The 14,426-nt window shown below is 45.1% G+C and carries 16 protein-coding genes; 10 read left to right on the forward strand and 6 right to left on the reverse strand.

Going from position 1 to position 14,426, the window contains the following annotated elements; genetic code table 11:
• The first annotated feature begins 71 nt into the window (after window positions 1-71).
• Window positions 72-308 (forward strand): hypothetical protein, encoded by a 237-nt coding sequence (locus DWX43_RS25585; protein ID WP_109732175.1) that lies wholly within the window; start codon window positions 72-74, stop codon window positions 306-308.
• A gap of 26 nt (window positions 309-334) precedes the next feature.
• A complete protein-coding gene (locus DWX43_RS25590; protein ID WP_118622786.1) occupies window positions 335-1,492 on the forward strand; it encodes an ArsA family ATPase in 1,158 nt (385 codons plus the stop codon).
• A gap of 126 nt (window positions 1,493-1,618) precedes the next feature.
• On the opposite strand, the gene DWX43_RS25595 is transcribed toward DWX43_RS25590, so the two are convergent.
• Complete coding sequence (locus DWX43_RS25595) at window positions 1,619-2,533, reverse strand: LysR family transcriptional regulator (RefSeq protein WP_118622788.1); 915 nt, start codon at window positions 2,531-2,533, stop codon at window positions 1,619-1,621.
• Between the two features lie 129 nt (window positions 2,534-2,662).
• Here DWX43_RS25595 and DWX43_RS25600 point away from each other — a divergent pair, with 129 nt between their 5' ends.
• From DWX43_RS25600 to DWX43_RS25635, 8 genes are all read left to right on the forward strand, one after another.
• On the forward strand, window positions 2,663-3,967 hold the full coding sequence (locus DWX43_RS25600) for an NCS2 family permease (protein WP_109733783.1): 1,305 nt from the start codon (window positions 2,663-2,665) through the stop codon (window positions 3,965-3,967).
• Window positions 3,968-3,979: 12 nt separating this feature from the next.
• Complete coding sequence (locus DWX43_RS25605; RefSeq protein WP_118622790.1) at window positions 3,980-5,692, forward strand: adenine deaminase C-terminal domain-containing protein; 1,713 nt, start codon at window positions 3,980-3,982, stop codon at window positions 5,690-5,692.
• A 303-nt stretch (window positions 5,693-5,995) separates the two neighbouring features.
• Window positions 5,996-6,187 carry a hypothetical protein gene (locus DWX43_RS25610; protein ID WP_109733785.1) on the forward strand — a complete coding sequence of 64 codons (192 nt, stop codon included), beginning with the start codon at window positions 5,996-5,998 and terminating at the stop codon, window positions 6,185-6,187.
• 126 nt (window positions 6,188-6,313) lie between these two features.
• A complete protein-coding gene (locus DWX43_RS25615) occupies window positions 6,314-6,781 on the forward strand; it encodes a hypothetical protein (RefSeq protein ID WP_109733786.1) in 468 nt (155 codons plus the stop codon).
• The gene (locus DWX43_RS25620; RefSeq protein WP_118622792.1) at window positions 6,778-8,118 is read left to right on the forward strand and encodes a TrkH family potassium uptake protein; all 1,341 of its coding nucleotides are present in this window, start codon (window positions 6,778-6,780) and stop codon (window positions 8,116-8,118) included. Before DWX43_RS25615 ends, DWX43_RS25620 begins: the two co-directional genes overlap by 4 nt.
• Window positions 8,119-8,134: 16 nt before the next feature.
• Window positions 8,135-8,788, forward strand: coding sequence for a TrkA family potassium uptake protein (locus tag DWX43_RS25625; protein ID WP_109733788.1), 654 nt, complete (start codon window positions 8,135-8,137; stop codon window positions 8,786-8,788).
• A gap of 52 nt (window positions 8,789-8,840) precedes the next feature.
• Complete coding sequence (locus DWX43_RS25630) at window positions 8,841-10,277, forward strand: ATP-binding protein (RefSeq protein WP_118622794.1); 1,437 nt, start codon at window positions 8,841-8,843, stop codon at window positions 10,275-10,277.
• 81 nt (window positions 10,278-10,358) lie between these two features.
• Window positions 10,359-11,051, forward strand: a complete 693-nt coding sequence (locus tag DWX43_RS25635) for a response regulator transcription factor (RefSeq protein ID WP_109733790.1) — start codon at window positions 10,359-10,361, stop codon at window positions 11,049-11,051.
• A 51-nt stretch (window positions 11,052-11,102) separates the two neighbouring features.
• Here DWX43_RS25635 and DWX43_RS25640 read toward each other — a convergent pair whose 3' ends face one another.
• From DWX43_RS25640 to DWX43_RS25660, 5 genes are read right to left on the reverse strand one after another with little or no spacing between them, the layout of a single operon-like run.
• On the reverse strand, window positions 11,103-11,822 hold the full coding sequence (locus DWX43_RS25640) for a PHP domain-containing protein (RefSeq protein ID WP_109733791.1): 720 nt from the start codon (window positions 11,820-11,822) through the stop codon (window positions 11,103-11,105).
• Window positions 11,819-12,151 (reverse strand): hypothetical protein, encoded by a 333-nt coding sequence (locus tag DWX43_RS25645; RefSeq protein WP_109733792.1) that lies wholly within the window; start codon window positions 12,149-12,151, stop codon window positions 11,819-11,821. The genes DWX43_RS25640 and DWX43_RS25645 overlap by 4 nt, the downstream gene beginning before the upstream one ends.
• Before the next feature lie 44 nt (window positions 12,152-12,195).
• Window positions 12,196-13,605, reverse strand: a complete 1,410-nt coding sequence (locus DWX43_RS25650) for a [Fe-Fe] hydrogenase large subunit C-terminal domain-containing protein (protein WP_109733793.1) — start codon at window positions 13,603-13,605, stop codon at window positions 12,196-12,198.
• Between the two features lie 25 nt (window positions 13,606-13,630).
• Entirely contained in the window at window positions 13,631-14,053 is a 423-nt protein-coding gene (locus DWX43_RS25655; RefSeq protein WP_109733794.1) for an ATP-binding protein, read from the reverse strand.
• A complete protein-coding gene (locus tag DWX43_RS25660; protein ID WP_109733848.1) occupies window positions 14,054-14,398 on the reverse strand; it encodes a DRTGG domain-containing protein in 345 nt (114 codons plus the stop codon).
• Window positions 14,399-14,426 lie beyond the last annotated feature (28 nt).

Consider the following 14,426-nt stretch of genomic DNA (forward strand, 5'->3'; position numbering starts at 1 on the left):
TGCCGTATTCATGCGGCTTGTGGCGTTTCGCAAACGCCTAATAATGATTTTATCAGAAAGGGGAGAATGAAATGAACAAAGAAATGATGAAAAGGGTCCATGAGGCTTATCATTATGAGCGTCTGGCTGTTCAGTCTTTGATAGGGCCAAAAGTATCCGCGCATTTTGATGTGATTGAAAATGAGGTAAAGGAAATGGTAGCGGAGTGCATTTGCGGCATTATAAAATCCGGTGGAAAAGAAAAGCCGGGTGAGCACTTTGGGGATACAGATCATGATAAGAAAGTTCAAAAGGTCATCATAGAGTAAATTGACGAAAAGCAGGAGGAAATAAAATGAGGATCATATTGTATACGGGGAAAGGCGGAGTTGGTAAAACGACAGTAGCAGCGGCAACTGCCTGTAAGATTGCCCGGGAGGGGAAAAAGGTACTGGTAATGAGTACCGATCAGGCGCACAGTCTCAGCGATTCAATGAATGTCAGATTAGGTAAGGACCCTGTAAAAATTCAGGAAAATCTATATGGGCTTGAGGTTGATACAATCTATGAAGGTGAAAAAAGCTGGGGAAATCTTAAAAGTTATATGCGCGAGATGCTGACAATAAAAGGCAGGGGCGGAATCGAAGTGGAAGAACTGCTTGTATTTCCGGGGCTTGAAGAATTATTTTCCATGTTCAAAATTATGGAAATGGCTGAAAGTGGAGTTTATGATGTCATTATTGTAGACTGTGCACCGACCGGAGAGACACTTTCCTTATTAAAATATCCGGAAAAATTTTCTGATATGCTGGAAAAGATACTTCCAATGAAAAGGAAAAGTATAAAAGTAGCGGGACCGGCGGTAGAAAAAATTATGAAAATACCGATGCCCGAGGAGTCTGTATTCGACGATATTGAATATTTGATGGATAAAATGGAGAGATTACAAAAACTGATGCTGAACCATGATATTGTAAGCATGCGTATTGTCACAACACCTGAGAAAATCGTAATACAGGAGACGAAGCGAAATTTTACATGTCTTCATTTATTTAACTATAATGTAGATGCAATCATTATTAACAGGATTTATTCAAAAGAGGCGATGGAAGGATATTTTCAGAAATGGGTTAACATGCAGGAAGAAGGATTACAGGAAATTAAAGAATGTTTTTCTGAGGTGCCTAAATTTTATCTCGAACTACAAAAAGGTGAAATATGCTCCCTGGAAGACCTCCAAAGAACCGGTGAAATGCTATTTCTCGATCAAGATCCTTTTAGGATTTTATTCAAGGAAGAGATATATAAAGTCAGTCTCCTTGAAGGAGAAAAAAAGCTTACTATACTGCTGCCATTTGCCGACAAAGGTGAACTCGAATTAAAACAGTCCGGAAGAGAGCTTGTGCTCGCTGTCAAAAATGAAGTAAGGCGATTCCCACTGCCGGTAACACTACAGGACAACGAAATCAAGGGAGCAAAGTACAAAGCCCCTTATTTGACAATTCAGTTTTAATCAATTGGGGACGTAGTATATTTCAAAAAGATTACGTCCCCAACCGCACACAGGGAAATTTGCAAAAAGGTACAGGGCAAAACTCAATTTGGGACGTAGTATAATTGAAGAAGATTACGTCCCCAACTACATGTGTACTGTTTCCTGTGCGATTCTGATAAAGTCTTTTGCATAAGAAGCAAGATATGCATTTTTCCGGTAAGCAATCATGAGTGTAGTAAATATTCCGTTTTCACCGATAGAAAAACAGACAGGCGGCTGCCGGAAGATCATATTTTTTACATAAGTTTCCGGAAGAAAACAGGAGCCAAGACCTTCCTGAGAGAGCAGGGCACAGGTCTGTGTGCTTCGCGTGAGCAGGGAAACGGGCGGGTTAATTTGATATTCTTTGAATAAGTTCCGGGCAATCTGTCCGGTATTCTGTTCCGGATAGTGCAGTATGAATGGTTCTTCTGCCATCAGTGACAGGTCAAAGGAAGGATATTTTCTTCCGGGATGCAGGTGCCCCATTGAGGCAAAGGGATGGCCGGGAGGAAGGCAGAGCAGTACCTCTTCTTTTAGAAGGAGTTCATAGGAAAGCTTTGGGTGAGGGCTTGATTCTGTAAAGACAGCAAAGTCCAGCCGGTCGTCTGTCAGAAGGCGCTCCTGAATGGCATGGGTCTCTTCAAACAGATTCACATGTATACCGGGATATTCTTTGTGGAAAACCGGGAGTATTCTGGGAATCATGCAGGAGCTGCGCATCAGCGGGAAGGCAATATTCAGTTCACCTTCACTGCAGGAATGGAGGTCCAGCAGTTCTTTTTCCCAGTCCTGCTTAAGCGCTACAGCCCTCTTGGCATAGTCAAGGCAGCAGCGCCCAAGATAGGTGGGAATATAACAGTTATTACTCCGGGAAAAAAGCTTCCCTCCCAGTTCCTGCTCCTGTTTCCGGAGAGATTTACTTAAGGTCGGCTGCGAGATATATAGTTCCTGCGCGGCCTTCGTCAGATTCTGGTGCTTGGCGATACAGAGGAGGTATTGAAGATCCTGAAAATTCATGAGCATGCTCCTTTCAAACTTACTATGCCATATGGGAATAGTTTTTATGGAAAATATGAATTGGACAACTGGTTTATTTTCAGCATACAATATATGTTAAGAAAATACAAGATATGAAGGAGAGTACTTATGAAACAGTGGGTGGAAAAACAATTTGAGTTTTCTAAGTTCCATACAAATGTAAAGACAGAACTTCTGGCAGGTATTACTACATTTGTCACGATGGCATATGTTCTGGCGACGGTGCCGAACATCCTTGGAGGTGCCGGGGCAGATAAACATGTGATGCTGACTGTCATGGTTCTGCTGATTGTTCTGACAAGCTGTGCGATGGCGTTATATACAAACCGCCCATTCGTTCTGGCACCGGGGCTTGGAAGCGTCGGAATCGTAGCTTCGATGATCAGTAATGAAGGAATCCCGGCTGAGATCGCATCAGGAGTTATCTTCTGGAGCGGTGTATTATTTATACTGATTTCTTTTCTCGGACTTCGGGAAGCGGTTGTAAAAGTAATTCCAGTCAGTCTGAAGCATGCAGTCAGTGCCGGAATCGGTTTATTTATTGCACTTCTGGGGGCAAAGAGCAGCGGGCTTATTATAGCAAATGAGGCAAAGAATACACTTGGATTTGGTGATCTGAAATCACCTGCAGTTATAGTGACCGTGATTGGTTTCGTGATATTACTTATCATGAAGGTTATGAATGTTCCGGGTGGAATGATTCTTACCATTCTTTTGACAACACTGGCGGGAATTCCATTTGGTGTGACAAAAATGCCGGAGCAGATTTTCTCCATGCCGGCTAATATCGTACCGCAGTTTTTAAAGGTAGATTTCATTGGAGCATTAAATTTTGCATACATTCCATTTTTGATCGCACTGTTTGTGCCTGATTTCTTCTCAACCTTTGGTACTGTGCTGGGAGTCGGTGCCAAAGCAGGGTATCTGGATGAGAATGGAAATCTTCCCGGGATTGACAAATGTTTTAAAGTAGATGCAGTTTCTACAAGCTTTGGTGCACTGTTCGGGATGCCAAGCATGACGACCTACCTTGAGTCTTCCGCAGGAGTAGAGGCTGGCGGAAAGACAGGCCTTACTGCGGTATTTACGAGTATATGCTTCCTGCTTGCATTATTTTTCGCACCGCTTGCACTGGTGATCCCTTCCGCAGCGACGGCACCGGTATTGATTTTTATCGGAATCAATATGTTAAGCGGTATGAAAAATGTAAACTACAATGATATCACAGAATATATTCCGGCATTTATCTGTGTGACATTTACGATTTTTGCAAACAACATCGCAAACGGAATCTGTGTGGCGCTTCCTGCATACTTGATTATGAAAATCGCAGCAGGCAAAATCAAAGAGATTTCACCGGTGATGTATATTCTTGTTGCCGTCTGTGCACTTTACTTTTTTACAATTGTTTAATGGAGGCTGATAATGGAAAAGGCAGATCTTTGGATTCGAAATGCAAAGGTATACAATTCATACCGGAAGGAATTTTTTGAGGCGGATGTCTCTGTAAAGGAAGGAAAGTTTTTCTATATCGACCGTGAAAAGTCTGTAGAGTTTGAAGCAGTAAAAGAGATTGATGCGAAGGGGAAATACATGATCCCCGGAATGATTGATATTCATATGCATATCGAAAGCTCAATGATGACTCCGGGGCCGTTTGGCAGATATATGGCTTCCTGCGGCGTAACGACAATCGTGTCGGAACCCCATGAGATGGCAAATGTACGTGGAATCCGCGGGGTACACGAGATGATCTGTGCCGCAGAGGAGGCGCCGATTGATATCTATTATGGTATTCCAAGCAGTGTACCGTCTACAAGCTCCAGACTTGAGACGACAGGCGGCGTCATAGACTGCGAGGCAATGAAATGTCTGTTGAAAGAAAAGGACGTAGTCTGTGTCGGTGAGATCATGAATTACCGCAAAATAATAGAAGAGGGCAACCAACTGGAGATTACGAAATTTCTTGAATACCTCAGGGAAGAAAAGCCGGGATATGTGGTCGAAGGGCACTGTCCTTCGCTGACCGGTCTTGAACTTGCGAAATTTTTATATCTGGGAATTGACGGAGACCACACAGAACACACTCTGGAAGAAGTCAGACAGCGGATTGAAAATGGAATGTTCTTCGAGATTCAGGAGAAAATGCTCAAGCCTGAAATTCTGGATTACATTGTTTCTAATAACCTCTATGAGCATGTGAGTTTTGTGACCGATGACACGATGGCCGATGCACTCTATGAAAAAGGGCATCTGAATAAGGTCGCAGAACAGGCCGTTCGCATGGGATTTCCCGTGGAACAGGCCATTTATTGCGCTACATTTACCCCTGCCAGAAGAATGCAGTTTTATGACAGGGGGAGTATTGCACCCGGAAAACTTGCAGATTTCCAGCTGCTTGAAAATCTGGAGGTGATGGAGCCATCTCTTGTCTATAAATGTGGAGTAGAGATCTATCACAGGAATTCTGCGGAGGAACCGAAAAGTTCTTATGAATTTCCTGAGGACTTTTATCACAGTGTCTGCCTGCCAGAGATTACGAAAAATAAATTTCAAATTCCGGCAAATGGTAAGAAAGCGCTTGTGCGTGCCATCTGTGTTCAGGAATCATGCACACAGACAAAGGAAGTACAGATTGAAATGCCTGTCAAAGACGGATATCTTCACTGGCAGGAGAGCGGCTGTATGCTGGCAATGGTCATTGAACGCTATGGGAAGAATGGAAATATCGGTTATGGTTTCCTGACCGGAGACTGCTGCAGGGCAGGGACAGTTGCAACAACTTACTGCCATGATCATCATAATCTTCTCGTTGCAGGGCATAAACCAGAGGATATGTTACTGGCAGTTCAAAGGCTTGAAAAGCTTCAGGGAGGTTTCCTTGTTGTTAATGAAGGAGAAATTCTGGCAGAACTGGCACTTCCGGTCTGTGGGATTCTAAATGAAGGTTCTGTGGAAAACATTGGAAGGGCCGTAAAGAAAATCCGGGGTAAAATGAACAGTCTCGGGTATAAACACCTGAATCCGATCATGTCATTTGGAACACTGGGACTTCCGGTGAGCCCGGCGCTGAAACTGACAGACAGAGGATTAATCGATGTAAAAGCAGGTGAGATTGTTCCGCTGTTTGTTAAATAATTTATCTGGCGCCAAGTATACAGTGTATCTTTGAACGTAAGCATAATAACAGGCATTGCCGATGATATTTCTGGGAATAAGACATCTGGCAATGCCTGTTATTTAGTTGTATTTCTAATCCCCGATATGATAGAATAATATTAATATTCTCAGGAAATCCAGCAGTAAAAACAATACCGGAAAAGGAGGGATTATATGAAAAACACCCCGAAAAAACGTCAGTCAACAACAGAAAATTATTGACCTTAGCAATTGGAAAAATTATCCAGTTGCTTTTTTTATTCTATTGGAAGGAGCGAAAGTATGGATATTAATTATGAATTAGAACAGGAATTTATTATAGTGTACATAAAGAAGGGAGAGATGCACATCCGGTCTTTATCTGACGGGGCATTTCAAATCGCATATCGTACACTGAAAGAAAACAAAAAAGTTAAGATACTGGAGGTATTCCGCAGACTGGGAACTGATGACCTGAAGACAATTTGCGAATAGAAGCAAACTCGGCTGTTTTACGGATAATTCTGGTCTAAACACAATCTTAATGTTTCACTGCCTAATTTTATCACCGCCTTAATGCAAAAAAGATTATGATAATAATAAGAAAAGAAGGTGATGAATATGTTAACGAATTTAATTTTAGGGATTATAGTAACAGCCGGAGCTCTGTATGGCCTTTATCTGATGAAAGGGATTGACCGCTTTATCGATGATGAGAAAGAGCTTCAGAAGAAGGCAAAGAAGAAACAATACGCAGTGATCTTTGGAAAAAGCAAGGAAATGGAGCAGGTTGCATCCTGGTTTGAGAAGGCCGGTATTGAGCCGGTATTTCTGGAATCTGTCTATATTGACAGGGCATGGCAGCATGTAGAGTATCTGGCAGCGGTATCAGACTCCGATATTGATAACCTTTCAGCCTGCAATTTATTCCGGAAAATGTATCCGGGGGCGCAGATTTTCAGCCTGTGCAATGAGAAAATGAATATGAGGCTGTACCGTCAGTCACACGTCCAGATATTTACAGAAAAAGAAGAACTGCTGCAGCGGCTGGAATTGCTGATTATGGAAAACGAGGTCGGTGCGGCATGAAACTTTTTACAAAACGCTTAACGCAGACACAGATGATTGTATTGGGGTACTGTCTTATTATATTCATTGGAGCAGGGCTTTTGATGCTCCCGGTCTCCACAAGGGACGGTGTGGCGACTCCGGCCGTGGATGCACTGTTCACTTCAACTTCTGCAGCATGTGTAACAGGCCTTGTGATTGCGGACACATTCCAGTACTGGTCCCTATTTGGACAAAGCGTGATACTGGTGATCATCCAACTTGGGGGACTTGGATTCATGACGATAGGCGTCTGCTTTGCCATCTTACTCAGGAGAAAGATAGGCCTGTGGACCAGAGGGACGCTTCAGGAGAGTGTGAATATTATGCAGGTCGGCGGCATCGTCAGACTGGCTAAGAAAATCATTATTGGTACAGTTTTCTTCGAAGGTCTCGGGGCGCTGATACTTGCGATTCGTTTCTGTGAGACAATGAGTCTGGGAAAAGCAGTATATTTTGGCATTTTTCATGCAATCTCGGCCTTTTGCAATGCCGGTTTTGACCTGATGGGCGGACACGGGGCTTATTCCTCTTTTACACCATATTATAATGACTGGGTCGTGAATCTCGTCATTATGGGCCTGATTGTGATAGGGGGGATAGGTTTCTTTGTGTGGAATGATATTTCCATATATAAAGTGTCCTTTAGGAGATACAGCCTTCATACGAAAATTGTATTAATATCTACGTTTATACTTATTTTTGGAGGGGCAGCACTTCTCTTTTTCTTTGAACGGAATAACACGATTGCAGGAATGCCCTTTGATGATAAAATACTATGTTCTCTGTTTGGCTCCGTGACTGCAAGGACCGCCGGATTTAATACCGTGGATACGGCAGCGCTGACTGACAGCAGCAAGATTCTGACCTCCATTCTCATGTTTATAGGAGGGAGCCCGGGATCTACGGCGGGAGGGATTAAGACAACAACATTCGTGGTACTTCTGATTTATGTCCACGCTAATCTGAGGAAAGAGATGCATTGTAAGATTTTCGGGAGAAGGCTGGATGAGGGGTCTATCAGAAAGGCCAGTGCAGTTTTATGTATTAATTTATTTTCCGTAATCCTGGCAGTGCTCGTAATCGTTACGGTGCAGCCGGTTGCAGTTACTGATGCAGCGTTTGAAGTGATTTCCGCAATCGGGACGGTGGGGATGTCAACAGGGATTACAAGAGATATGGAAACTATTTCGAAGATTGTACTGATATTCCTTATGTATTGCGGAAGAATCGGCAGTATGACATTCGCCCTCTCCCTGCGCGGGCATAAGGTAGAACCGCCGGTGAAATTGCCTGTGGAACAGATTATGATAGGTTGATTGGAGGAGTTAGAATATGAAATCAGTATTAATTATAGGCCTTGGCAGACTGGGACACCATCTATGTATTAATATGTCACAGCTGGGAAATGAGGTTATGATTGTTGACAAGGACGAGGAGTGTATGCAGGACCTGCTTCCGTATGCCACGATGGCGAAGGTGGGAGACTGTACAAATGAAGATGTGCTGAAAAGTCTCGGTATAGGGAACTTTGATATTTGCTTTGTATGCATCGGCTCCAATTTCCAGAGCAGTCTGGAGATTACAAGCCTCATTAAGGAAATGGGGGCGAACTATGTTGTGAGCAAGGCAAACAGAGACATCCACGCAAAATTCCTTTTAAGAAACGGTGCGGATGAGGTCATCTACCCGGACCGGGATATCGCGGAACGTCTGGCTGTCAGGCATAGCGCAAACCATGTGTTTGACTATATTGAACTGACCGAGGGGTATTCCATTTTTGAAATACCACCGATGAAGGAATGGATCGGAAAGAGTATCCGCCAGCTTGCAATACGGTCTAAATATCATGTAAGTATTCTTGGAATTAAGACAAACGGGCATCTGCAGCTCTTGCCGCAGGCAGACAGGCTTCTTACTGCAGAAGACCATCTGATGGTCGTTGGACTGAAAAAGGACATTGACCGGATATTGGCAAACATCCATTAAGGTGTTATGATAAAAATAAATACAGGCAGGTGGAAAGGAGAGCACACAGCATATGAAGAGTGCAGCAGGGGTTATAAAGAGCATTGCAAAGAACAGAAGAGTGAATTATGCTTTGAGGACAATACTCATTGTGCTTTCTGCCAGCATGTTCTGCCTGATCCTGAACAGGGCAGGAGTTGCGAAAGAAAACTGTCTGATGGTATTCATGGTCGGTGTGCTCCTGATCAGTGTTTTCACACGGGGATATGAATATGGGATCATAGGGGCCATCGTCAGTGTCATGATGTTTAATTACTTTTTTACCGTTCCCGTGCATACATTTGCCATCATGAACCCGAATGATGTGGCACTGATGGGCTTTTTCCTATTGGCGGCCTGTATCTCTTCCAGCCTGACCGTACGGTTTCAGAAGCAGCTGCTGATCGCACAGAACAGTGAGGAGACGGCACTCAGGCTTTATGAAATGTCAGAAAAGTTTATCAATGTGACAGGCAAGGAGAATATCATACAGCTGGGGATCCGGTATATCTATGAGCATACCGGATACGATTGCATTGTTGAACTGGAAGGGGAGACAATCGGGGCCGGGGCGGCCAAAGAGTATATCTCTAAGGATTACCTGATGTTTCCGATCATAGGTATGGTAAGGCAGCTGGGAACATTAAAAGTATTTAATCACAATCAGGGACTGGCGGCGGAGGCAGAAATGCTTGTGAAGACGGCGGCCAATCAGATTGGTATCGCGCTGGACAGGGAACTGATCTATGCAGAACAGGAACAGACCAAGGTGGAAGTGGAACGGGAGCACATGAAAAGCGGCATGCTCAGGAGCATTTCTCACGACTTCAGGACACCGCTTACAGGAATCATGGGTGACTGCAGCCTGATTCTGGAGAACCACTCTATGGATCAGGATGCAAAGGACGGGCTGGTCAGGGATGTTATGGAACAGGCGATGTGGCTGATGAAGATGATGGAAAATATTCTGAGCATGACAAAGATCGAGAGCGGGCAGCAGTTTATTGAAAAACGTACGGAAGTGGTGGATGATATTGTATATGAGGCTGAGAAGCATGTGATCGGCCTGAAGAAACGGCGTAATTTCCGTATCACACTGCCGGACAGGGTGGTCGTTGCCGATATGGACAATAAAATGATTATACAGGTTCTCGTGAATCTTCTGGATAATGCCATGAAGCATACGGAGGATGCTGGATATATCGGACTCAATGTGTTTTACCGCAGCAGCCGCGTTTATTTTGTGGTGGAGGATGACGGCGACGGGATAAAGGAAGGGATGACAGAGAAGATATTTGACGAATTTGTCTCCCTGTCAGATAAGAGTACTGACCAGAAGCGGGGGATTGGACTGGGACTTGCAATCTGCAGGGAAGTCGTGAAGGCCCACGACGGTGAAATCTGGGCTGAAAACCGGGCCGAAGGCGGCGCAAGATTCACCTTCTGGCTGAAAGCCGGGCTTGCAGATTAAATGTTACTGTTCAGACCGTGCCATACACTCCGGCGGCTGGAGAAGATGGCCTTATGACATAATGGATAACAGGTGGTAGTGATGAAAGAAAAGAAAACGATTCTGATCGTTGAAGACGATAAATATATTGTAAACTTTATGAGCATGACTCTGAAAGATGAGGAATACGGATATTTTGTGGCAAAATCTGTTAAGGAGGCGATCAGCCTGTTCTATGCAAACCAGCCGGATATGATCCTGCTTGATCTGGGCCTGCCTGACGGGGACGGGCTAGAAGTTGTTAAGAATGTCAGGGAACTGTCCAATACGCCGATCATTGTCGTGTCTGCCAGACAGGAAGAGCAGGAAAAGATACAGGCGCTCGATGCGGGCGCGGATGATTACGTGACAAAGCCGTTTTATATGGGAGAACTGATGGCCCGGATACGTGTTGCTATGAGAAAAATGGAGAGTATGGCCTTAGAGAATACAGAGGAAGTATTCCGGCAGGATTACCTGACTGTGGACTATGCAAAGCGGAGTGTGATGATTGATGAAGAGGAGATCCACCTGACACCGATTGAATATAAGATATTGGTTCTGCTGATTGCGAACAGGGGCAAAGTGCTGACCCATAACTATATACTGAAAGAGATATGGGGGTATGCAAAAGGCGCCGAGGCAGGGACACTCAGGGTGTTTATGGCTACGCTGAGAAGGAAGATTGAGAAAAACCCGGCGGAGCCACGGTTCATTGTGACAGAAGTGGGAGTTGGATACCGGTTTAAGGAGTGATTCCGGAAAATAGAGTAAGAAAAGGGGAATGCTTAAGCGGCATCCCCTTTTTTAGAGTTTATTATTAATTGCGGTTAAGATATCTTTCAGTCCCTTTGACTCAGAGAAGATCTGATACTGGGGTTCCCGGATATCCTCCAGATAATGCGCGTCAGAGCTGCTTATGATATTGCAGTTCAAAAAATAGGGATGATCTTTCTGTATCTTGTGCAGATTCTTCAAATCATGAACCTCGGCACAGGTAAATGCACTGTCAGGTGGAACAAAACCTAAGTTAGACAGAAGACTGGTAGACGTCTTGTCAATATGGGCCGGATAAGCGATTCCACCGTACTCTGCTGTCAGGCTGACTACTTCGTCAAATGGGATATCCGTGGCATTGATGAGCAGGTTACCGACTGTTCCGGTCACTTCATCGTCCTCGTTCATGATCTGCTGTTTTCCGAAAATCTCTTCTTTGTTCTTTATTGGCATCAAGTGTTCATAAACATAGGAGTCAAATGCAAGTGCATTGTCCAATTCTGAAAACAGACAGATCACATGGACCTCTTCTGCGGTACACAGTTCCATTCCCGGTATTACAGTAACACCGTAATTCTGTCCGTGAATCATGGCAGCGGGACAGTTGAGGCAGCTGTTATGGTCGGTCAGTGCAATGACATCAAGCCCCTTGATGGATGCCATACCTACAATATTGGCAGGTGTCATGTCGTCATCTCCGCATGGGGAAAGACAGGAATGGAGATGAAGATCATAATATAGCGGAATCATGCAAGTCCCGCTTCATAGACTTCCAGAGCCATATCGAAGACAGGAAGGTCTGTTGCCAGAACGGCAATCCCTTCCGCTTCTGCCTGTGCGAGAGTCCCCTCATCCAGAGCAACGCCCTCTGCCAGTATGATACAGGCAGTATCGGTCAGCGTGGCAACGGCGAGGGTGTTCTTATTCCCCATGACAGTAACCCATACGCCGTCTGCGGGAGCCTTGCCCATTGCAATGCTCAGCAGGTCGCAGCAGAATACTTTACTGACTTCCCGGTCAGGATTCCCTTTTACAAGTACGCTTAAGTCCGGTAAATCTAAAACTGACTGAAGTTTCATGTATGATTTCTCCTTTCAGAATAAAAAATATGATTAACGGCAGGTCATGACGGATCCTCATCTGAAGCTTTCTGTTCCGGTACGCCAAATGCATCCAGTTCTGTCGTCAGTTTGTGGATATATTCGTGGAGGAGCTTCGTGCTTTCATCTTCAAAGCCGCAGGACTGGCTGGAAGCTTTGGAGAGAAAGTCAATTTCCTTTGAAAGACTGGAAATGTGTTCACGCAGAACATAGATACAGTCGTTGCTTGTTGCAACACCTCTCACGATATCCTCCGCCAGGGTCTGGCATGTAGGGGCCCCACAGGAGCCGCAGTCAAGTCCCGGGAACTTTTTCGTCAGTTCCTCCACCGTACTCATCATCTCAAGGCTTTCTTTAAAGGTATTGCCCAGACGGAATACCGGTTCGTATTCCACGTCATCATCCCAATAGATATTATCAATCTCGGGGTATGTATTCAGATGGCTCTTGGAGACAGGCTGGTAACGCAGCAGTCTTTTCGTCTTTGTCGTTGCAACATAGGCATTCTCTACAGTCAGGGTGCCTCCCACACAGCCGCCGTTGCAGGCGTTGAGTTCTATGAACTTCAGGCCGTGGATCTTTTCATCCTCAATCTCTTCGAGGACGCGGAGTATATTGACAATCCCGTCGGCGGCCAGATAGCTGTCGATCAAAAGACCACCGACCTCACCGCCTGCATTACCCCAGCCGAGCCCGATTCTCCCCGAACTGGAGAGAGGCTTTAACTGGCTTTCATCCCGGCTCATGTGGGGCAGCAGGAGCGGATAAACATCCTTGATTGCTACTACATTATCTATGTTACTCTTTTCTATCCCGAGGGGGGCCTTTGCATAGGAAACCTTGGACGGGCAGGGGGATATGAAAATAATGCCGATATCCTCTGATGGAAGTCCGGTCCGTTCTATGGCCCGTGCCCGGGCTATCTCTGCGGCAACCTCGACGGGGGGCTTGATTGGCAGAAGTTTGGACAAAAGGGCCGGGAACTTCACACGAATCAGCCTGACGACGGAAGGACAGGCTGAACTGATGAACGGTCCTTCATCTGCGTGGGCCTTCATATATTCCCTTGAGGCTTCGGATACCAGCTCTGCGGCCGCGCTGACCTCGAATACGTCATCAAAACCCAGCTTCAGAAGGGCATTCAGTACGATATCCACGTTCGTCAGGTTATTATACTGGGCATAAAGAGAAGGCGCCGGAAGCGCGACTGTATACTTATAATTGTTCAGTACATTGAGTGAATCATAATTCGGTATTTTAGCATGATGCGGGCAGTAGCGGATGCAGCGGCCGCAGTCAATGCAGAACTTGTCAATGATGTGGGCTTTTCCATTATGTACGCGGATCGCCTGGGTGGGGCAGTACTTGATACAGTTGATACAGCCCTGGCAGGCATCTTCGTTCAGACGAACAGAACGAATGAACTTATCCATATCGGCTCCTTTCAATAGTAAATAATTAGATAAATACTTTCATCGTTACGGTTGTTCCGACTCCGACTTCGGACTCAATCTGGAAATCATCCGAATACTTCTTCATATTCGGGAGTCCCATACCGGCTCCAAAACCAAGGGAACGGACTTCTTCAGGTGCGGTGGAGTATCCTTCCTGCATCGCCTTTGAGATATCCGGGATGCCGGGGCCTTTGTCGGCGAGGACCATGACGATCTCGGTATCCGAAATCGTAACAGTGAGTTCACCGCCGTCAGCATGGATGACCATGTTAATCTCACCTTCGTACATTGCGATTGCAACCTTCCGTATCGCGGCGTTATCTACTCCAAGCATCTTCAGTTTATTCTTGATCGCGCTGCTGGCTTCACCGGCGCGCGTAAAATCATCTCCGGGTATTTCGTATGTAAATGTCAGATGTTCACTCATTTAAGCACCTCCCCGCAGTCCATGTTCATATAATATTCCACATGTGGTGAACATATAATGTTTGGTTGCAAGTATAGCCATACCTTTTCCCTGTGCGAGTGCAATGATGTTCGCATCAGGCATCTTGCCGCGCACGAAAATAATACAGGCGATATCCAGCATCTCGGCAGTTCTGACGACCTGCGGATTGCATAATCCGGTAATGAGGACAGAACATTCTTCCGCAAAGGCAAGGACGTCGCTCATCATATCGGATGAAAAAACAAATCTGGCATCCAGATCCAGCAGCTCATCGCCAAACAAAAGTTCGGCATCCAGCAGTTTTTGCATTTCCTTTATTGTCATAAGTCCTCCAATCCAATCTACATTCTGT

Source organism: Clostridium sp. AF19-22AC (genome assembly GCF_003479085.1).
In the GTDB taxonomy this organism is placed as follows: domain Bacteria; phylum Bacillota; class Clostridia; order Lachnospirales; family Lachnospiraceae; genus Faecalicatena_A; species Faecalicatena_A orotica.